Source organism: Quisquiliibacterium transsilvanicum (genome assembly GCF_014202215.1).
Taxonomy (GTDB): domain Bacteria; phylum Pseudomonadota; class Gammaproteobacteria; order Burkholderiales; family Burkholderiaceae_E; genus Quisquiliibacterium; species Quisquiliibacterium transsilvanicum.
In genome coordinates, this window is record NZ_JACHGB010000001.1 from 262,478 (window position 1) to 281,718 (window position 19,241).

General features: G+C 69.4%; 16 protein-coding genes and 1 tRNA gene. 14 read left to right on the top strand and 3 right to left on the bottom strand.

Annotated elements, in window-relative coordinates:
- Nucleotides 1–48: 48 nt before the first annotated feature.
- The 7 genes from HNQ70_RS01175 (at nt 49) to HNQ70_RS01205 (ending at nt 5,714) form a co-directional block, all read left to right on the top strand.
- On the top strand, nt 49–312 hold the full coding sequence (locus HNQ70_RS01175; protein WP_183963476.1) for a DUF4212 domain-containing protein: 264 nt from the start codon (nt 49–51) through the stop codon (nt 310–312).
- The gene (locus HNQ70_RS01180) at nt 309–2,378 is read left to right on the top strand and encodes a VC_2705 family sodium/solute symporter (RefSeq protein ID WP_183963478.1); all 2,070 of its coding nucleotides are present in this window, start codon (nt 309–311) and stop codon (nt 2,376–2,378) included. The genes HNQ70_RS01175 and HNQ70_RS01180 overlap by 4 nt, the downstream gene beginning before the upstream one ends.
- A gap of 140 nt (nt 2,379–2,518) precedes the next feature.
- Nucleotides 2,519–2,609: transfer RNA gene (locus HNQ70_RS01185), tRNA-Ser, on the top strand.
- Between the two features lie 113 nt (nt 2,610–2,722).
- Nucleotides 2,723–2,914: an NF038104 family lipoprotein gene (locus HNQ70_RS01190; protein ID WP_183964332.1), complete on the top strand. Its 192-nt coding sequence runs from the start codon at nt 2,723–2,725 to the stop codon at nt 2,912–2,914.
- 91 nt (nt 2,915–3,005) lie between these two features.
- Nucleotides 3,006–3,884: a UDP-2,3-diacylglucosamine diphosphatase gene (locus tag HNQ70_RS01195; protein WP_183963480.1), complete on the top strand. Its 879-nt coding sequence runs from the start codon at nt 3,006–3,008 to the stop codon at nt 3,882–3,884.
- Entirely contained in the window at nt 3,881–4,891 is a 1,011-nt protein-coding gene (locus HNQ70_RS01200) for a glycosyltransferase family 4 protein (protein ID WP_183963482.1), read from the top strand. Before HNQ70_RS01195 ends, HNQ70_RS01200 begins: the two co-directional genes overlap by 4 nt.
- Nucleotides 4,892–4,937: 46 nt before the next feature.
- Nucleotides 4,938–5,714: a crotonase/enoyl-CoA hydratase family protein gene (locus HNQ70_RS01205; RefSeq protein WP_183963484.1), complete on the top strand. Its 777-nt coding sequence runs from the start codon at nt 4,938–4,940 to the stop codon at nt 5,712–5,714.
- 22 nt (nt 5,715–5,736) lie between these two features.
- Here HNQ70_RS01205 and HNQ70_RS01210 read toward each other — a convergent pair whose 3' ends face one another.
- Complete coding sequence (locus HNQ70_RS01210) at nt 5,737–6,888, bottom strand: aminotransferase class V-fold PLP-dependent enzyme (RefSeq protein WP_183963486.1); 1,152 nt, start codon at nt 6,886–6,888, stop codon at nt 5,737–5,739.
- Between the two features lie 240 nt (nt 6,889–7,128).
- Here HNQ70_RS01210 and HNQ70_RS01215 point away from each other — a divergent pair, with 240 nt between their 5' ends.
- From HNQ70_RS01215 to HNQ70_RS01225, 3 genes are all read left to right on the top strand, one after another.
- Nucleotides 7,129–7,923 carry an SDR family NAD(P)-dependent oxidoreductase gene (locus tag HNQ70_RS01215; protein ID WP_183963488.1) on the top strand — a complete coding sequence of 265 codons (795 nt, stop codon included), beginning with the start codon at nt 7,129–7,131 and terminating at the stop codon, nt 7,921–7,923.
- 62 nt (nt 7,924–7,985) lie between these two features.
- On the top strand, nt 7,986–9,197 hold the full coding sequence (locus tag HNQ70_RS01220) for an ABC transporter substrate-binding protein (protein ID WP_183963490.1): 1,212 nt from the start codon (nt 7,986–7,988) through the stop codon (nt 9,195–9,197).
- A 1-nt stretch (nt 9,198) separates the two neighbouring features.
- Nucleotides 9,199–10,752, top strand: coding sequence for an AMP-binding protein (locus HNQ70_RS01225; RefSeq protein ID WP_183963492.1), 1,554 nt, complete (start codon nt 9,199–9,201; stop codon nt 10,750–10,752).
- A gap of 72 nt (nt 10,753–10,824) precedes the next feature.
- Here HNQ70_RS01225 and HNQ70_RS01230 read toward each other — a convergent pair whose 3' ends face one another.
- On the bottom strand, nt 10,825–12,165 hold the full coding sequence (locus HNQ70_RS01230) for an FAD-dependent oxidoreductase (protein WP_183963494.1): 1,341 nt from the start codon (nt 12,163–12,165) through the stop codon (nt 10,825–10,827).
- 93 nt (nt 12,166–12,258) lie between these two features.
- Nucleotides 12,259–12,633 carry an SMR family transporter gene (locus tag HNQ70_RS01235; protein WP_183963496.1) on the bottom strand — a complete coding sequence of 125 codons (375 nt, stop codon included), beginning with the start codon at nt 12,631–12,633 and terminating at the stop codon, nt 12,259–12,261.
- Nucleotides 12,634–12,769: 136 nt separating this feature from the next.
- Between HNQ70_RS01235 and HNQ70_RS01240 the strand changes: the two genes are divergently transcribed.
- From HNQ70_RS01240 to parC, 4 genes are read left to right on the top strand one after another with little or no spacing between them, the layout of a single operon-like run.
- On the top strand, nt 12,770–14,644 hold the full coding sequence (locus HNQ70_RS01240) for a potassium transporter Kup (RefSeq protein WP_183963498.1): 1,875 nt from the start codon (nt 12,770–12,772) through the stop codon (nt 14,642–14,644).
- 4 nt (nt 14,645–14,648) lie between these two features.
- Nucleotides 14,649–14,873, top strand: coding sequence for a hypothetical protein (locus HNQ70_RS01245; RefSeq protein ID WP_183963500.1), 225 nt, complete (start codon nt 14,649–14,651; stop codon nt 14,871–14,873).
- Between the two features lie 33 nt (nt 14,874–14,906).
- Nucleotides 14,907–16,886, top strand: coding sequence for a DNA topoisomerase IV subunit B (locus HNQ70_RS01250; protein WP_183963502.1), 1,980 nt, complete (start codon nt 14,907–14,909; stop codon nt 16,884–16,886).
- Complete coding sequence (gene parC, locus HNQ70_RS01255) at nt 16,886–19,231, top strand: DNA topoisomerase IV subunit A (RefSeq protein ID WP_183963504.1); 2,346 nt, start codon at nt 16,886–16,888, stop codon at nt 19,229–19,231. Before HNQ70_RS01250 ends, parC begins: the two co-directional genes overlap by 1 nt.
- The last annotated feature ends 10 nt before the right edge of the window (nt 19,232–19,241 follow it).

Genomic DNA, 19,241 nt, shown 5'->3' on the forward strand with positions numbered 1-19,241 from the left:
AACACCCACTTCCCGGAGCAGGAAGAGTACCAACCATCGGAGGAGACAATGCAACTATCGGAGAGGCACCAGGAATACTGGCGCAGGAACCTGAAGATCACCGCCGTCCTTATGGTGATCTGGTTCGTCGTCACGTTCGTTCTCGCGTACCTGGCGCGTGACCTCAGTTTCAATTTCTTCGGCTGGCCGTTCTCGTTCTACATGGCCGCGCAGGGATCGCTCGTCGTTTACGTGGTGATCATCTGGTACTACGCGCGCTACATGAACAAGCTCGACCTCGAGTACGGCGTTCACGAAGGAGACGACGAATGAGCACCGTCGCGCAGTCACAGAAGGCCTTCTTCGCGCAGCTGAAGCGCGTCTACACCTTCTACACGGGCGGCTTCGTCGCCTTCGTCGTAGTCCTCGCCATCCTCGAGCAGATGGGTCTGCCAAGGCAGACGATGGGCTACATCTTCCTGCTCGCAACCATCCTGCTGTACGCGGGCATCGGCATCATGAGCCGCACCAGCGACGCCGCCGAGTACTACGTGGCGGGTCGACGGGTTCCGGCGCTGTTCAACGGCATGGCCACCGGCGCCGACTGGATGTCGGCAGCGTCCTTCATCGGCATGGCCGGCACGCTCTACCTGGCTGGCTTCAACGGCCTGGCGTTCGTGATGGGCTGGACCGGCGGCTACGTGCTGGTGGCGCTGTTCCTGGCGCCGTACATGCGCAAGTTCGGGCAGTTCACCATCCCGGACTTCCTTGGCGCGCGCTACGGTGGCCACATACCGCGCCTGGTCGGCATCTTCATCGCCATCCTGTGCTCGTTCACCTACGTGGTCGCGCAGATCTACGGCGTGGGCATCATCACCACGCGCCTGACCGGCGTCGACTTCACCATCGGTGTGTTCCTGGGGCTGGCCGGCATCCTGGTCTGCTCGTTCCTGGGCGGCATGAAGGCGGTGACCTGGACCCAGGTGGCGCAGTACATCATCCTGATCGTGGCCTACATGATCCCGGTGGTGTGGCTGTCGGTGAAGCAGACCGGCATTCCGATCCCGCAGCTGGTCTACGGCTCGCAGCTCGAGAAGGTCACGCAGCTCGAGGAGAAGCTGATCAACGACCCGAAGGAGAAGGAAGTCCGCGAGATCTTCAGGCAGCGCTCCGCCGACGCGGACGCCAAGCTCAAGGACTCGGCGGCTGCCTTCGCGGCCGGCAAGGACGGGCTCGAGAAGGCCGTGGCCGACGCCAGGACCGCCAACGATGCTGCCGGCACGAAGACCGCGGAGGAGGCGCTCGCGAAGTACCCGAGGACCGAGGGCGAGGCCAAGATCGCCTGGGCGAAGGAGAAGGCGCTGGCGGCGCGCAGCAATCCGCCGCTGCGGCATGGCGAGGCCTTCGCGGGCAAGGACGACAAGGCGCGCGACATCGCCCGGAAGAACTTCATGGCGCTGGTGTTCTGCCTGATGGTGGGCACGGCCGCGCTGCCGCACATCCTGATGCGCTACTACACCACCCCGTCGGTGCGTGAGGCGCGCAACTCGGTGACCTGGTCGCTGTTCTTCATCTTCCTGCTGTACTTCACGGCCCCGGCGCTCGCGGTGCTTGTCAAGTTCGTGATGTACAACGACGTGGTCGGGTCGGCGTTCGCGGACCTGCCACGCTGGGTGCAGTCATGGGCCATGGTCGATCCAACGCTGATGTCGATCACCGACATCAACAAGGATGGCATCGTCCAGCTGGCGGAGATCGCGATCGGCGGTGACATCGTGGTACTCGCCACCCCGGAGATCGGCGGGCTGCCCTACGTGATCTCGGGGCTGGTGGCTGCAGGCGGCCTGGCAGCGGCGCTGTCCACCGCGGACGGTCTGCTGCTGACGATCGCCAACGCGCTGTCGCACGATCTCTACTACAAGATGATCGACCCCAACGCGCCCACCGGCCGGCGGGTGATGCTCTCGAAGATGCTGCTGCTGGTCGTGGCCCTGGCGGCCGCGCTGGTGGCCGCGCAGAAGCCGGCCGACATCCTGTTCCTGGTGTCGGCAGCCTTCTCCATCGCCGCCGCCGGGTTTTTCCCGGCGCTGGTGATGGGCATCTTCTGGAAGCGCACCACGGGGATCGCCGCCACGCTGGGCATGGTGGCGGGAGTGGGGGTCACGTTCTACTACATGACGATCACCCAGCCCTGGCTGCGCGAGATGTTCTACGACATCCCGAAGGCCATGCCCGTGACCAATCTGTGGTGGGACATCCAGCCGATCTCGGCCGGACTGTTCGGCGTCCCGCTGGGCTTCCTCATCATCATCGTGGTGAGCCTGCTGACGCCCGCGCCCTCGCGCGAGGTGCAGGAACTGGTGGAGCACGTGCGCTACCCGAACCTGAAGGCGGCCTGAGCGCTGCCCGGCGGCCTGCGGCCCTGCGGGGCCGCCGAGGTGGCCGCGGGGCTGCGGGGCTGCGGCGGCGACGCCGTGGCCAGAAGAACCCGGCCCGCGAGGCCGGGTTCTTCGTCGGTTGAGCTATAATCGCGCCCCTCGGAGGGATGGATGAGCGGTTGAAGTCGCACGCCTGGAAAGCGTGTAAGGGTTAATAGCCCTTCGGGGGTTCGAATCCCCCTCCCTCCGCCAGATGAACAAGCAAAAACGGGCCTTCAAGGCCCGTTTTTGCGTCGAGCCTCGAGTGGCTCGACGAACGGCTGACCCATTGCGCCGTCCCTGAGCCGCGCCGTACCGGAGCCTCCTTGCCCAGCTTCCGCCCCGCATTGCGTCTCGCCCTGCTCGCGCTGATCGCCGCGGGCGTCTCCGGCTGCGCAGTTGTTGCGGTCGCCGACGCTGCGATCACGGTGGTGGCGGTCGGCGTCAAGGTGACGGCGAAGGCGGTCGGCGCGGTCGCCGACGCGGTGATTCCCGACGGCGACGAAGACGACCGCTAGCCTTCCTGCGGTCTCGGTCACGCGATCTTCACGCGCCCATCATCGACGCGTCACGGTGGAATGTTGAAGTCGGCTTCCGGAAGGAGGTCCGATGCAAGCGAACGACATCCCCGGCGACGTCTGGCGGGCCATGCAGGGCAGGGACGAGGCACGCGACGCGCCGACAACGCGCCCCGTGGACAGGCACCGTGCGATCTGGATCTCGGACACCCATCTGGGCACGCCTGGCTGCAAGGCGGGCTACCTGCTGGATTTCCTGCGGCACAACGACTGCGACACGCTCTACCTGGTCGGCGACATCATCGACGGCTGGCAGCTGCGTCGCGGCTGGTACTGGCACCGCACGCACAACGATGTGGTCCAGAAGGTGCTGCGCAAGGCGCGCAAGGGCACGCGGGTGGTGTTCATCCCCGGCAACCACGACGAGTTCGCCCGGCAGTTCATCGGCCTGGCCTTCGGCGAGATCGAAGTGCTCGACGAGGCGGTGCACGAGACCGCCGACGGCCGGCGCCTGTGGGTCACGCACGGCGACCAGTTCGACGGGGTGATCCAGAACGCGAAATGGCTGGCCCACCTGGGCGACACGCTCTACACCCTGGCGCTGCAGCTCAATCACTGGTGCAACCGGGTGCGCAGCCGCATGGGCCTGCGCTACTGGTCGCTGTCCCAGTACCTGAAGCACCGAGTGAAGAACGCGGTGTCCTTCATCTGCGCCTTCGAGACTGCGCTGGCCGCCGAGGCCGGGCGGCGCGGCTTCGACGGGGTGGTCTGCGGGCACATTCACAAGGCCGAGATCCGCGAGATCGGCGGGCTGCTCTACTGCAATGACGGCGACTGGGTGGAGAGCCTGACTGCCCTGGTGGAGACCGCCGAGGGCGAGCTGAAGCTGATCACCTGGGACGAGCTGCACGACATCCCGGCAGCGCCGCCGCGGCGCGAGGCCAGGGCTGCAGCGAGGGCGGTGGCATGAGGATCCTGGTCGCCACCGACGCGTCGCCGCCGCAGGTCAACGGCGTGGTCCATACCCTGTCGTGCACCCTCGCGGAGCTGCGCCGCATCGGTCACCAGGCCAGCATGGTCACCTCCGAGGGTCTGCGCACCGTTGGGTGCCCCACCTACCCGCAGATCAGGCTGGCGCTGCGGCCGGGCAGGGCGGTGGCCGATGCGATCGAGCGCTTCGCGCCCGACGCGCTGCACCTCGCCACCGAGGGGCCGATCGGGCTGGCCGCGCGGCGGCACGCGCTGCGCACCGGCCGTCCCTTCTCCACCGCGTTCCACACCCGGTTTCCGGAGTACGTGCAGGCCAGGACCGGGCTGCCGCAGTCGCTCTGCTACCGCTACCTGCGCTGGTTCCATGACCCCGCGGAACACGTGATGGTGGCCACTCCGGCGATGCTCGAGGAACTGCGCCGGGAGGGCTTCTCCAACGCTGCGCTCTGGGGCAGGGGGGTAGACCTGGAGCTGTTCTCGCAGGGGGCGTCGGCGCTGTTCGACCGCCTGCCGCGGCCGGTGTTCCTCAGCGTGGGCCGGGTGGCGGTGGAGAAGAACCTCGAAGCCTTCCTGTCGCTGGACCTGCCGGGCAGCAAGGTGGTGATCGGCGACGGCCCGGAGCTGCCGCGGCTGCGCGCCCGCCACCCGCAGGCGCATTTCCTGGGCGCGGTCGAGCATTCGCGGCTGCCCCCGTACTACCGGGCCGCCGACGTCTTCGTGTTCCCGAGCCGCACCGACACCTTCGGGCTGGTGATGCTGGAGGCGATGGCCTGCGGGCTGCCGGTGGCCGCGTATCCCGTTCCGGGCCCCAAGGACGTGGTCGATCATCCCCGCTCCGGCGTGCTGGACGTGGACCTGCGCGCCGCCTGCCTGGCGGCGCTGCACCTGCCGTGCTCCGAGGCTCGCGCCTGGGCAGCCCGGTTCGGCTGGGAGGCGGCCACGCGGCAGTTCTGCGCGTCGCTCGCGGTGCGGCGGACGCCGGCCTGAACGGACCCGGGCCCGCTACACTGCCGGCTTCGACTGGAGATCGCACATGCACGGGGTTCTGCTCGATACCGACGGACCGGTCCTCATCGTCACCATCGACCTGCCGGACAAGCGCAACGCGGTCGACGGTCTCACCGCTGCGGCGCTGCGCGCCGCTTTCGCGCGCTTCGAGGCGGACGACGCCTTGCGCGTGGCCATCCTGACGGGAGCCGGCGGGCACTTCTGCGCGGGGGCGGACCTCACCAGTATCGAGGATCCCGCACGCCGCCACGAGCTCGATCCCGAAGGCGGCGGAACCGGGCCGATGGGGCCCTCCCGGATGGCGCTGGGCAAGCCGCTGATTGCGGCGATCGAGGGCTACGCGGTCGCCGGCGGACTGGAGCTGGCGCTGCTGGCGGATCTCCGGGTGGCCTCTGCCGATGCGGTGCTGGGCGTGTTCTGCCGCCGCTGGGGCGTGCCGCTGATCGACGGCGGCACGGTCCGCCTGCCGCGCATCGTGGGGATGGGCCGGGCGCTGGACATGATCCTCACCGGCCGCCCGGTCGACGCGCAGGAGGCGCTGACGATGGGCCTGGTCAATCGCGTGGTGCCGCCTGGCGGAGCGCTGGCCGAGGCCCGCTCCATGGCGCGCGCGATCGCAGCCTTCCCGCAGCAGTGCATGCTGGCCGACCGGGCGTCGGCCTACGCGCAGTGGGACCTGCCGCTTGCGGAGGCGTTGCGCCAGGAGGGCAGGGACGGGGCGCCGATGGTCGCGGCGGAGGGCGCGGCGGGCGCGCGCCGCTTCGCGACCGGCGCGGGCCGTCACGGCCGCTTCGGCGACTGACCCCCGGCGGGATCGAGGACGCTCAGGCCGCGGCCTGACCCGCCTTCAGGCCGATCCGATCGAGCGCAGCCTCGAGGTGCGAGACCGTGCGCTCGACGTGATTCAGCTTCTCGAGTCCGAAGAGGCCGATGCGGAAGGTGGAGAAGCCGGGGCCCTCGTCGCACTGCAGCGGGACGCCGGCCGCGGTCTGCAGCCCCTCGGCGATGAAACGGCGCGCCGACTGCAGCTCGGGGTCGTCGGTGTGGCTGACGACGACGCAGGGCGCCTTGTAGCCGTCTGCCGCCACGCTTCGTACGCCGCGCGCCTCGAGCAGCGCGCGCACCCTGTTGCCGAGGTCCTGCTGGGCGCCGCGCAGCTTTTCGAAGCCGCAGTCGCGCGTTTCGTTCATCACGGCGCGCAGCCGCGTCAGCGCGTCGGTGGGCATCGTCGCGTGGTACATGTGGCCGCCGGACTCGTAGGTCTCCATGATCTGCAGCCACTTGTTAAGGTCGCACGCGAAGCTCGAACTGGTGGTGCCGTCGATCGCGGCGCGCGCGCGTTCGCTCAACATGACCATCGCGCAGCACGGCGAGCCGCTCCAGCCCTTCTGCGGCGCGGAGATCAGCAGGTCGACACCGGTGGCCCGCATGTCCACCCACATCGCGCCGGAGGCGATGCAGTCGAGGACGAACAGCCCGCCGACCGCGTGCGTGGCCTCGGCGACGGCCGCCAGGTAGTCGTCCGGGAGGATCATGCCGGCGGCGGTCTCCACGTGCGGCGCGAACACCACGGCCGGGCGCCGCTCGAGGATGGCCGTGCGCACCTCGCCGATCGGCGCCGGAACCCAGGGTGCCTGGGGATCGGGGCCTGTGGGGCGCGCCTTCAGCACGGTCGTCGAGGCCGGGATGTTCCCCATCTCGAGGATCTGCGACCACCGGTAGCTGAACCAGCCGTTTCGCAGCACGAGGACGTCGCGGCCGCCTGCGAACTGGCGGGCCACCGCCTCCATGCCGAAGGTGCCGCTGCCGGGCACCAGCGCCACCGAGTGCGCGCGATAGACCTCCTTCAGGATGGCGGAAATGTCGCGCATCACGCCCTGGAAGCTGCGCGACATGTGGTTCAGGGCCCGGTCGGTGTACACGACCGAGAATTCGAGCAGGCCGTCGGGGTCGACGTCGGGGAGGAGTCCAGGCATGAGATGTCCGCGCGGAAAGGCTTCAATGGGCGCCACGGCGTGCAGGGCCGGGCCTGAGGGGATTATGCCGCCACTGAAGGGGGGCCGGTATGCGCGGCCGGGGCGATGCCGTTGCGCGGCGACGCACTGCCGCGCAGCCCCCGGCGGCGAGGGGCGGCACGGGTGCTTTCCGGACTGAGCCCCCGCCGCGTGCGGCAGCCGGTTCGCTAAGATCCTGCCTCCATTCCCAGGGAGGCGAACATGGATCTCGGCCTGGCGGGCAAGACCGCCCTCGTCACCGGCTCCACTGCCGGCATCGGCTACGCGATCGCGGCCACGCTGGCGCGCGAGGGCGCGCACGTCACCCTCACCGGCCGCGGCCAGGCCGGGGTGGATGCAGCGGTCGCGCGGCTGCGCGAAGAGGGCGCGGCAGGCACGGTGGCCGGCGTGGCGGCCGACTGCGCCAGCGCCGAAGGCGCGGCACGGGTGTTCCAGGTCCTGCCGGAGGTGGACATCCTCGTCAACAACCTCGGCATCTACGAGCGCAAGGCCTTCTTCGACATCCCTGATGACGACTGGACCAGGTTCTTCGAGGTGAACGTGCTGAGCGGTGTGCGCTTCGCGCGCCACTACGCGAAGGCGATGGCCCGGCGCGGCTGGGGGCGGGTGGTTTTCGTGTCAAGCGAGTCCGGCCTGAACATCCCACGCGAGATGATCCACTACGGAACCAGCAAGACCGCTCAGCTGGCCGTCTCACGCGGGCTCGCGATGGAGCTGGCCGGCACGGGCGTGACGGTCAACGCGCTGCTGCCGGGTCCCACCCACACCGAGAACACCGACCGGCTGCGCGCCGAGCGTGCGCGGTCCGCGGGGGTGCCGGTCGAGCAGGTGGAGAAGGAGTTCTTCGAACGACTGCGTCCCAGCTCGATCACGCGCCGCTTCGCACACGCGCAGGAGGTCGCCAACCTTGCCGCCTGGCTCTGCGGGGAGGTGTCCTCTGCCACCACGGGCGCCGCGCTGCGGGTCGACGGCGGAGTCGTGAACCAGATCATGTAGGCGCCCGCTTCCGCACGGAGCGCGCGGCGCACGAACCAGACGACAACAGGGAGGAGACGGGAATGACGAAAAGAACTTTCACGGCAGCAGTGTTTGCGCCCGCGCTGATGGCGGCTTTTGCCGGCCAGGCGCTGGCGGCCGACGTGGTCCGGATCGGGGTGCTCACCGACATGACCGGCGTCCTCTCCGACACGCTGGGAATGGGTTCGGTGGAGGGCGCGCGATTGGCCGTCGAGGAGTTCGGCGGCAAGGTGCTGGGCAAGAACATCGAGGTGGTCCACGCGGATCACCAGAACAAGGCCGACATCGGCGCCAACGCTGCGCGCAAGTGGATCGACGCCGACGGCGTGGGCGCGATCCTCGACCTCGGCAACTCAGCAGTGGCGATCGCGGTGCAGAACATCGTCAAGGAGAAGAACCGCGTCTCCATTTCCGCAGGCGCCGCATCCTCCGAGCTGACGAACAAGTACTGCAACGCCAACAGCTTCCACTGGGGCTACGACAGCTACCAGTTCGCCAAGGCCTCCACCTCTGAGCTGGTGAAGTCGGGGGCGGACACGTGGTTCTTCATCACCGCCGACTACGCGTTCGGCCACGGCCTGGAGAACGACACCCGGAAGGCGGTCGAGGCTGCCGGCGGCAAGGTGCTGGGCGCGGTGCGCCATCCCGCCAACAACATGGACTTCTCCTCCCACCTGTTGCAGGCGCAGGCGTCGAAGGCCAAGGTGATCGGCCTGGCGACCGCGGTGGCTGACCTGCAGACCGCGATCAAGCAGGGCACCGAGTTCAAGGTCTTTGGCGAGAAGACTCGGGCGTCGGCGATGGCGATGCTGCTGGTCGACGTCCACAGCGTGGGCCTGAAGGCCGCCCAGGGCACCGTGCTCAGCTCGGTGTTCTACTGGGATGCCGACGAGGGCAGCCGCGCCTTCGCGAAGAAGTTCTCCGCGAAAATGGGCCGTCCGCCCACCGAGGCGCACGCGATGACCTACAGCGCCACGCTGCATTACCTGAAGGCGATCAGGGCCGCGGGCACCGAAGACACCGCCGCGGTGATCGCGAAGATGCGCGAGCTGCCGGTGCAGGACAGCGTGACGCAGGGCCAGGCGAAGCTGCGCGCCGACGGTCGCCTGATGCGCGACGTCTGGCTGGTCCGCGTGAAGAAGCCTGAGGAGTCGAGCAAGCCCTGGGACTACTTCCATGTGCTGAACCCGATCAAGGCCGAGAACGCGTTCCGGCCGGTGGCCGAGTCCGAGTGCGCGCTGCTGAAAAAGTGACGTGACCGGGATCGCCGACATCGTCTCGCGCAACGCCTTCCTGCCTTCGGGCAGGGAGCGCGTCGCGCTCACCCTGGACGGCGGCGCGTGCAGCTACGCGGCGCTCGACGGCCGTGCGCGGCGGGTGGCCAACGCCTTCGCCGGGCTCGGCGTGCGCGCCCGCGACCGGGTGGCGGTGCTGATGGGCAACGGCATGGCATGGCCCGAGATACTCTTCGGGCTGTCGGCGATCGGCGCGGTCTGCGTGCCCGTCAACGTGCTGCTCAATGGCCGCGACGTAAACCACGTGGTGGCCGACAGCGGCGCCGTGGCGCTGGTGGCGGACCGGGTCGCGCAGGGAGCGCTCGCGGGAATTGGCGCGCTGCCCGTGCTGCTGGTGCGGGTCGGCGACTTCGAGCCCGCTGCCGGTCGCGGCTGGCGCGACTACGAGGCGCTGCTGGCAGCGGCGTCGGATGCGCCGCCAGCCCATCGTCCGCTGCCGACCGATCCGGCGATGATGTACTACACGTCCGGCACCACCGGCCTGCCGAAGGGCGCCGTGCACTCGCAGGGCGGCATCCTCTGGAACAGCTTCCACCAGATCGGCGACGTGGGCCTGTCGCGGGACGACGTCTACCTGCTGGTGCCCTCGCTCTCGTGGGCGGCCGGCTTCCACGACGTGATGCTCGCGCTGATGTGGGTCGGCGGCCGGATCGCGATGCTGCCCACCGGCGGGCTGGGCATCGATCGGATCGTCGATGCGGTCGAGCGCGAGCGCGCCACCCACACGCTGCTGGTGCCGACCCTGCTCAGGCAGCTGCTCGCAGCCCCCGGCGCGCTGGCGCGGCTGCGCCGAACGCGGCTGCGGCGCATCTTCACCGGCGGGGAGATGGTGCCCCCCAGTGTGATGGCCGCGGTCAATGCAGAGCTGCCGGACTGCCGCGTGATCCAGATCTACGGGATGAGCGAGTTCCCGCTGATGATGACCATTCTCGACGCCGAGGAAGGCCTTGCGCATCCGGAGCGCACCGGGCGGGCCTCGTCGATCGTCACGCTGGGCGTCGAGCAGGCCGACGGCGGCATCCTGGCCGCCGGCAGCGGCGAAGTGGTGGTGCGCTCGCCGGCCACCATGCTCGGCTACCACGGCCAGCCCGAGGCCAGCGAACGCGCGCTGCGGGGCGGCTGGTTCCGCACCGGCGACACCGGGGTCATCGACGACGAGGGCTTCCTCACGCTGAGCGGGCGCGCAAAAGACATGATCATCAGCGGCGGGATGAACATCTATCCGCGCGAGATCGAGGACCTGGTGGCGAAGGTGCCGGGGGTGGCCGACGTGGCCGTGGTCGGCGTGCCGGATGCCAGATGGGGCGAGGTGCCGGTGGCGATCGTGGTGGCGCCCGGCGCGGGGCCCGAGCTGGACCGGGCGGTGCGCGCCGCCTGCGAGGCGCTGTCGTCCTACAAGCGCCCCAAGGCGGTGCTGCTGCGCGGGGATGCGCTGCCGCGCACCCCCACCGGCAAGGTGCTCAAGCGCGAACTGCGGCCGTGGGCCGAGGAGCGCCTGCGCCCCGGAGACTGATCCCCAAGGACTGACCCCCGGGACTGAACCCGCGGTGCACTTCCCGCAGTGCTCGGCCCCCGGGCCGGCGGCTCAGCGTGCGAAGTCCTGGTACATGAGGCTGGCCCAGCGCAGGTCCTCGGCCCAGAGCTTGGGGTCGCGGTCGTTGTAGTCGATCTGGCGCTGCTCGAGGATGCCGTCGTCGCCGATCCGGTAGTCGAACTGCACCGAGATCGCTTCCTTGGGCTCGTTGTTGACGAGCATGTAGCAGAGGTTGTCGATGATCACCGGGGTAAGCGGCTCGCCGCGCGCCTGCTGGGCGATGTGCCTGGCCACCGATTTGGCCATCCGGTTGGCCACGTGGCCGCTCTTCGGGTAGTGGCCGAATTTCGGCGAGACGGCACCGACGGAGTCGCCGATCACGAACACCTGCGGGTCGTCCTTGGCGTTGTAGAAGAGCGGGTGCACGTCGGCCCAGCCGGTGGGCTTGCCATCGGCGGTGCGGCCCACCAGGCCGGCCTTCCAGACGATGTCGGCCGCCTGGTGCGGCGACATCAGGATGGCGTCGTCGAAGCGGAAGTCGCCGGCCGCGGTCTTCACCACCTTGTTGAACGGGTCCACCTCGCGCACCGTGGCGTTGGGCACGTGCTCGACGATTCCCGGATAGAGCTCGGCGTAGGCGTCGCGGAAGCCGATCGAAATCGGCGCGATCCGGGGCTTGGGGTCGAGGATGACGATCTTCGCCGGCACCTTGCGGCTCTTGAACCACCAGGCCATCAGCGCGGCGCGCTCGTAGGGGGAGGGCGGACAGCGATGCGGCGGAGGCGGCAGCGTCATCACGAAAGTGCCGCCCTTGAACTCCTGGATCCTCTTCTTCACCGACATGTGCTCGGCGCTGGCGACGTAGGCGCTGGCGAAGTCGGTGCGGGTGCGCTCGATCGCCTGCCGGTCGTTGCCGAACCAGGCCTCGAAGCCGTAGCGGATGCCGCCGGAGAGGATCAGCCAGTCGTACCCGACCCGCCCCTTGGAGGTGTGCACGGTCCGGGCTTCGCGGTCGATGCCGGTGATTTCCGTCTGCACGAAGGTGTAGCCATGCCGGCGGGCCGGCGTCAGGTAGTCGTGCATCAGGAAGCTGGTTTCGATCTCGTCGATCAGCCACTTGTTGCTCATCGGGCAGGACCAGAAGATGGGATTGCGCTCGAGCAGCACCACCTCCAGGTCGGGCGCGGCCTCGCGCACGTAGCGCGCGGCGGTCATGCCGCCCCAGCCGCCGCCGCAGATGACGACGCGGCGCTTCCCTTTGGCGCGCGGCATCAGTTCAGCCGCTGGCAGGTGCAGCAGCGGGCCGGCCGCTGTCTGGGCGACGGCCGCCGTCGCGCCGAGCGCGAGCGCACCGGCGCCGGCACGGATCAGGGTTCTCTTGCTTTCGTTCATGGGAGTTCCTTCCGGCGACCCCCGTGGGCGCGCCGGTCATGTCGGCGACGCACGGTCGCCAGGTTGCCGGCAGGATTCCGGCTCGTCGCTTGCTCAGGCCTGGCGTGCGATCAGCCAGACGCCCATGCAGATCATTGCAATGCCCATCCAGCCGCTCGAGCTCAGGCTCTCGCCGAGCCACCAGCGCGCGATCAGCGCGTTGATCACGTAGCCGATCGACAGCATCGGGTAGGCGACCGTGACCGGCACCCGGGAGAGCGCGGCGATCCAGATCACCAGGCTCACGCCGTAGCAGGCGAAGCCTAGCAGGAAGGGCCACATCGTCAGGCTCTTCAGCGCGATCGCCGGGCCGTTGGCGAGCGTGAATTCCGTGCCGCCCAGGCGGTTGGTGCCGAGTTTCAGCAGCGTCTGGGCCAGGGCATTGAGCACCACTCCCGTGAGGACCAGGGCCAGGCTGAGGGCGTTCATGACTCGTTCTCGAAGGCGTGCGCAGGCGTCCGCGGTGGCAGCCCGCCGAACGCAGGGTGCCCGCAGGCCGCCCGAACTATAGCGTGCGGGCGTCCGGGGCTGCCGTTTGCTGCGCTGCACGGTACACTTGCCGCCCATGTCCGAAGCCCGTCCCCACGCCGGTCTGCCCGGCGTCACCCTCGCGGCGCTCGGTGTCGTCTACGGCGACATCGGGACCAGTCCGTTATACGCCCTGCGCGAGGTGTTCGGCGGCAAGAACGCGATCGAACTGAACCAGGCGAACCTCTTCGGGGTGCTGTCGATGGTGTTCTGGGCGGTCACCGTGGTGGTGTCGCTCAAGTACGTGGTCATCATGCTGCGCTTCGACAACCGGGGCGAGGGCGGCGTGCTCGCGCTGCTGTCCTGGGCGCTGCACCGCGTGCGGCGCCATCCGCGGCTTGCCTGGCTGGTCTCGGTGCTCGGGGTGTTCGCGGTGTCGCTGTTCTATGGGGACGCGGTCATCACCCCGGCGATCTCCGTGCTTTCGGCGGTCGAGGGCCTGTCGCTGGCAGCGCCCGGGCTGTCGCACTTCGTGATGCCGATCGCGCTGGTGATCCTGGTGACGCTGTTCGTCGTGCAGCGCCGCGGCACGGCGGCGGTCGGCGCCTTCTTCGGTCCGGTGATGGTGGCCTGGTTCGGGGCGCTCGCCGTGTTCGGGGTCATGGGCATCCTGGAGGCGCCGCAGATCCTCGCGGCGGTCGATCCGCGCTACGCCGTCAGCTTCATCATCGACTATCCAGTGCTGGCGCTGATCGCCAGTGGCGCCGTGTTCCTGTGCCTGACCGGCGCCGAGGCGCTGTACGCGGACATGGGCCACTTCGGCGCGAAGCCGGTGCGAATCGCCTGGTTCTCGTTCGTGTTCCCGGCGCTGATGCTCAACTACTTCGGGCAGGGAGCGCTGCTGCTCACGACCCCGCAGGCGGCCGAGAACCCCTTCTACCTGCTCGCGCCCCAGGTGCTGCTGCTGCCGCTGGTCGCCCTGGCGACGCTGGCCACCGTGATCGCCTCCCAGGCCACGATTTCCGGAGCCTTTTCCGCCACCCAGCAGGCCTCCCGGATGAACTTCCTGCCGCGCCTGAAGGTGCTGCACACCTCCGAGACCGCGCAGGGCCAGGTCTACATCCCGCTGGTCAACTGGCTGCTGCTGGTGCTGGTCCTTGCGCTGGTGCTGATGTTTCGCACCTCCGAGCATCTGGCGGCGGCCTACGGGATCGCGGTCGCCGGCGACCTGCTGCTGAGCAGCGTGATCCTGCTGATCGCGCTGCCCTTCGCGCGGGCCGGCGGCCTGCGCTGGTTGTGGCCGGTGTTCCTGATGTTCGCGGTGGTCGAGGCATTCTTCCTCTACTCCAACGCGGCGAAGTTCGCCGATGGCGGCTGGTTCCCGGTCACGCTCGCGCTGCTGAGCTTCACCGTGCTGACCACCTGGAGGCGCGGCACCGAGCTGATGAGGGCCAAGAAGGAAGCGAGCAGCGCCGGCCTGGAGGACGGCCTCGCGATGGACCTGACCGGCATTCCCCGCGTTCCGGGCGCCGCGGTGTTCTTCAGCTCGACGGTCGCAGGCTGCCCCGCTGCCTTCCTGCACAACCTCAAGCACAACAAGATCGTCCATGAAACCACCGTCTTCGTGACGGTGACCTTCGATGACGTGCCCAGGATCCGCGACGACGAGCGGCTGGGCGTGCAGCGCGGCGCCAACGGCATCATCCGGTTCACGGCACATTTCGGCTACCTCGAGAATCCGGACATCCGCCTCATCCTCCGGCTCGCGGCCCGCAAGGGGATCTCGCTCCAGGTCAACGAGGTCTCCTTCTTCACGAGCAAGCCCACGGTGGTTTCGGTGAGCCGGCGCGGTCTGTTCGGCTGGCGCCGCTCGCTGTTCGGCTGGATGCTCCAGAACAGCACCAGCGTGGCCAACTACTTCAACCTGCCGCCGAACCGCGTGATCGAACTCGGCGCCCAGGTCGCGTTCTGAGCCCATGAGGCCCGACCATACCGGCCACACCGGCCGATCGCCGCTGCCCGCCGTCACCGTTGCGCGGGCCCGGCCGGGGCGTCGCGTGGCCACCGTGCTGGCGGTCGCGCTGGCGTCGATCGCGATCGGCGCGCTCACCGTCTGGGCCTTCCTCGCCTATACCCACCCGGACCGGGTGCTCGACTTCGCAGGGCTGCTGCAGATGTGCGGCATTCCGATGGGGCGCTGAGGGCGGCCGACGCATCCTTTGGATCCTCTCCCGATGGCGACAAGAAAGAACGAATACAGCGAAGCCTCCATCCGGGTGCTCAAGGGCCTCGAGCCCGTCCGCCAGCGCCCGGGGATGTACACGCGCACCGAGAACCCGCTGCACATCGTGCAGGAGGCGATCGACAACGCAGCCGACGAGGCGCTGGCAGGCTTCTGCCGGGAGATCTCGGTGACGCTCGAGGACGACGGCAGCGTGACGGTCGAGGACGACGGTCGCGGCATCCCGGTGGGCATGCACCCGGACGAGGGCGTGCCCGTGGTCGAGATCGTGTTCACGCGGTTGCATGCCGGCGGCAAGTTCGACAAGCAGGGCGGCGGCGCCTACAGCTTCTCGGGCGGGCTGCACGGGGTGGGCGTGTCGGTCACCAACGCGCTGTCGAAGCGGCTGGAGGTGACCGTCTGGCGCGACGGCGCTGCGCACGACATCGTCTTCTCCGGCGGCGAGGTGATCGCACCGCTGGCCGCGCGTGCGCCGGCGCGCGGCGAGCGCCGCAGCGGCACCCGAGTGCGCTGCTGGCCCGACCCGAAGTATTTCGACAGCCAGGCGATTCCGCAGGCCGAGCTGCTGCGGCTGCTGCGCTCGAAGGCGGTGCTGCTGCCGGGCATCCGCGTCCTGTTCGTCGACGCGAAGACCGGGCGCACCCAGCAATGGCACTACGCCGAGGGCCTGCGCGGCTACCTGGTGGAGGCGCTCGCCGAAGGCGGCAGCGGCGAGCCGGTGATCCCGCTGTTCGAGGGCGAGCAGTCGGTGTCCGCCGGGCACGACACCTTCGCCGAGGGCGAGGGCGCGCAGTGGGTGGTGGCATGGACCGAGGAAGGCGCGCTGGTGCGCGAGTCCTACGTCAACCTGATTCCGACCACTGCCGGCGGCACCCATGAGTCCGGCCTGCGCGAGGGGCTGTTCGGCGCGGTCAAGGCGTTCATCGAGATGCATGGCCTGCTGCCCAAGGGCGTCAAGCTGCTACCCGAGGACGTGTTCGCGCGCGCCAGCTTCGTGCTGTCGGCCAAGGTGCTGGACCCGCAGTTCCAGGGGCAGACCAAGGAGCGGCTCAACTCGCGCGACGCGCTGCGCCTGGTGTCGACGCTGATCCGCCCGCAGCTGGAGCTCTGGCTGAACCAGCACGTGGACCTCGGCCGTCGGCTGGCCGAGCTGGTGATCCGCCAGGCGCAGGCGCGCAACCGCGCCGCGCAGAAGGTGGAGAAGCGCAAGAGCTCGGGCGTTGCGGTGCTGCCGGGCAAGCTCACCGACTGCGAATCCACCGACATCGCGCGCAACGAGCTCTTCCTGGTGGAGGGCGATTCGGCGGGCGGCTCGGCGAAAATGGGCCGCGACAAGGAGTTCCAGGCCATCCTGCCGCTGCGCGGCAAGGTGCTCAACACCTGGGAGGCGGAGCGCGACCGGCTGTTCGCGAACAACGAGATCCACGACATCGCGGTGGCGATCGGCGTCGATCCGCATGGCCCCAACGACTCGCCCGATCTCTCAGGGCTGCGCTACGGACGCATCTGCATCCTGTCGGACGCCGACGTGGACGGCGCCCACATCCAGGTGCTGCTGCTCACGCTCTTCTTCAGGCACTTCCCGCGGCTGGTGGAGCAGGGGCACGTGTTCGTCGCCCGGCCGCCACTGTTCCGGGTGGACGTGCCTGCGCAGGGCAAGCGCCCGCTGCGCAAGCTCTACTGCCTGGACGAGGGCGAGCTGCGCCACGTCGAGGACAAGCTGCGCAAGGACGGTGTGCGTGAAGGCGCCTGGAGCATCTCCCGCTTCAAGGGCCTCGGCGAGATGAACGCCGAGCAGCTGTGGGAGACCACGATGAACCCCGACACGCGCCGGCTGCTGCCGGTGCGCCTGGGCGAGGTGGGCCGCGCGGACACCGAGCGCCGCTTCACGATGCTGATGGGCAAGGGCGAGGCCGCTGCGCGGCGCGCCTGGCTCGAGGCGCGCGGCAACGAAGCCGAGGTGGACATCTGATGAGCGAACGCGACCTGTTTTCCGACCTCCCCGGCGATCCGGGCTCACCGGGAGAGCCCGAAGGCGACTCCCTCACGCTGGCCGATTACGCCGAGCGCGCCTACCTCGACTACGCGGTGTCGGTCGTCAAGGGACGGGCGCTGCCCGACCTGTGCGACGGGCAGAAGCCTGTCCAGCGCCGGATCCTCTACTCGATGGACGCGATGGGGCTGGCCCCCGGCGCCAAGCCGGTCAAGTCGGCGCGCGTGGTCGGCGACGTGCTCGGCCGCTACCACCCGCACGGCGACACCGCCGCCTACGACGCGCTGGTGCGCATGGCGCAGGCGTTCACGCTGCGCTACCCGCTGATCGACGGCCAGGGCAACTTCGGCTCGCGCGACGGCGACGGCGCGGCGGCGATGCGCTACACCGAGGCGCGGCTGACCCGCTACGCGCAGCTGCTGCTCGACGAGATCGACGAAGGCACGGTCGAGTTCGTGCCCAACTACGACGGCTCGGCGACCGAGCCGCGCCAGCTGCCGGCGCGGCTGCCGATGGTGCTGCTCAACGGCGCCTCGGGAATCGCGGTCGGGCTGGCCACCGAGATCCCGCCGCACAACCTGCGCGAGGTGGCGGCCGCGGCGGTGCTGGCGATCCGCGAGCCGAAGGCGACGGTCGAGCAGCTGCTCGAGCTGATGCCCGGGCCGGACTTCCCCGGCGGCGGGCAGGTGATCTCCTCGCCGACCGATCTGCGCGACATCTACGCGGGCGGGCGCGGGTCGGTGAAGGTGCGAGCCCGTCATTCGATCGAGGATCTGGCGCGCGGGCAGTGGCAGCTGGTGGTCAACGAGCTTCCGCATGGAGTGTCCGCGCAGAAGGTGCTCGAGGAGATTGAGGAGCTCACCAACCCCAAGCTCAAGGCCGGCAAGAAGTCGTTGTCGCCGGAGCAGCTGCAGCTGAAGCAGACCGTGCTCGGGGTGCTCGATGCGGTGCGCGACGAGTCCGGCAAGGACGCGCCGGTGCGGCTGGTGTTCGAGCCCAAGTCTTCGAGGATTCCGGCGCAGGAGCTGGCCAACGTGCTGCTCGCGCACACCAGCCTGGAATCCAGCGTCGCGGTCAACATGGTGATGGTCGGCCTGGACGGACGGCCCTGCCAGAAGACGCTGACCGAGATCCTGCAGGAGTGGGGCGAGTTCAGGATCGCCACCGTGACCCGGCGCACCGGGCACCGGCTGGCACGCGTCGAGGACCGGATCCACATCCTCGAGGGGCGGCGCACCGTCCTGCTGAACATCGACGAGGTGATCCGGATCATCCGCGAGGCGGAGGAGCCCAAGCCGGCACTGATCGAGCGCTTCGCGCTCTCGGACCGCCAGGCCGAGGACATCCTCGAGATCCGGCTGCGCCAGCTGGCGCGGCTGGAGGCGATCCGCATCGAGCAGGAGCTGGCGTCGCTGAACAAGGAGCGCGATTCGCTCCAGGCGCTGTTGTCCAACCCGTCGGCGATGCGGCGTCAGGTGATCAGGGAGATCGAGCAGGACGCCAGGCAGTACGGCGACGAGCGGCGCACGCTGATCGAGGAATCCCGACGGGCCACCGTCGAAGTCCGGATCGCCGAGGAGCCGGTGACGGTGATCGTCTCCGAGCGCGGCTGGGTGCGGGCGCGCCAGGGGCATGGCCACGATCCCGCGCAGTTCTCGTTCAAGGCCGGCGATGCGCTCTACGGCGCCTTCGAGGTGCTCACCACCGACCAGCTGTTCGCGGTGGCGGGCAACGGCCGCGTCTATTCGGTGCCGGTGTCGCTGCTGCCCTCGGCGCGCGGCGACGGCGCACCGATCACCACTTTCGTCGAACTCGAGCCCGGCACGCGGGCCGAGCACCTGTTCGCTGCACCGGCGGACCGCGGCGTGCTGCTGGCGACGAAGCGGGGCAACGGCCTGGTCTGCCAGGCCGCGGATCTGATCGGCCGCAACCGCCAGGGCAAGAGCTTCCTCACGCTGGAGGAGGGCGACGAGCCGCTGCGGCCGGCGCTGTTCGCTGGGGCTGCGGGACAGGTGCTGTGCGTGTCCGCCAACGGCCGCGCGCTGGTGTTCCCGGCGAGCGAAGTGAAGGCGCTGCGCAATGGCGGCCGCGGCGTGACGCTGATGGCGCTGGAGCCGGACGAGACGCTGTGCCAGGCGATCGTGTTCGGCGAGGGCGGCGCGATCGTCGAGGGCATGGGCCGAGGCGGCAAGGCGCTGCGCCGCGAGATGTCGGCGCGCGAGTTGGCGGGCTACGCGGCCGCGCGTGCGCGCAAAGGAAAGCTGATCGAACCGAGGGTCCGTGAGGCGCGGCTGTCGCTGCCGCCGCGCGCATCCGGCAACTGACACGAAGCGC

Excerpts from the sequence above, each read along its gene's own strand:
- parC (WP_183963504.1), top strand. The coding sequence starts at position 16,886 with ATGAGCGAACGCGACCTGTTTTCCGACCTCCCCGGCGATCCGGGCTCA.
- HNQ70_RS01200 (WP_183963482.1), top strand. The coding sequence starts at position 3,881 with ATGAGGATCCTGGTCGCCACCGACGCGTCGCCGCCGCAGGTCAACGGC.
- HNQ70_RS01250 (WP_183963502.1), top strand. The coding sequence starts at position 14,907 with ATGGCGACAAGAAAGAACGAATACAGCGAAGCCTCCATCCGGGTGCTC.
- HNQ70_RS01235 (WP_183963496.1), bottom strand. The coding sequence starts at position 12,633 with ATGAACGCCCTCAGCCTGGCCCTGGTCCTCACGGGAGTGGTGCTCAAT.
- HNQ70_RS01230 (WP_183963494.1), bottom strand. The coding sequence starts at position 12,165 with ATGAACGAAAGCAAGAGAACCCTGATCCGTGCCGGCGCCGGTGCGCTC.
- HNQ70_RS01245 (WP_183963500.1), top strand. The coding sequence starts at position 14,649 with ATGAGGCCCGACCATACCGGCCACACCGGCCGATCGCCGCTGCCCGCC.
- HNQ70_RS01205 (WP_183963484.1), top strand. The coding sequence starts at position 4,938 with ATGCACGGGGTTCTGCTCGATACCGACGGACCGGTCCTCATCGTCACC.
- HNQ70_RS01220 (WP_183963490.1), top strand. The coding sequence starts at position 7,986 with ATGACGAAAAGAACTTTCACGGCAGCAGTGTTTGCGCCCGCGCTGATG.
- HNQ70_RS01195 (WP_183963480.1), top strand. The coding sequence starts at position 3,006 with ATGCAAGCGAACGACATCCCCGGCGACGTCTGGCGGGCCATGCAGGGC.
- HNQ70_RS01175 (WP_183963476.1), top strand. The coding sequence starts at position 49 with ATGCAACTATCGGAGAGGCACCAGGAATACTGGCGCAGGAACCTGAAG.
- HNQ70_RS01210 (WP_183963486.1), bottom strand. The coding sequence starts at position 6,888 with ATGCCTGGACTCCTCCCCGACGTCGACCCCGACGGCCTGCTCGAATTC.
- HNQ70_RS01180 (WP_183963478.1), top strand. The coding sequence starts at position 309 with ATGAGCACCGTCGCGCAGTCACAGAAGGCCTTCTTCGCGCAGCTGAAG.
- HNQ70_RS01215 (WP_183963488.1), top strand. The coding sequence starts at position 7,129 with ATGGATCTCGGCCTGGCGGGCAAGACCGCCCTCGTCACCGGCTCCACT.
- HNQ70_RS01240 (WP_183963498.1), top strand. The coding sequence starts at position 12,770 with ATGTCCGAAGCCCGTCCCCACGCCGGTCTGCCCGGCGTCACCCTCGCG.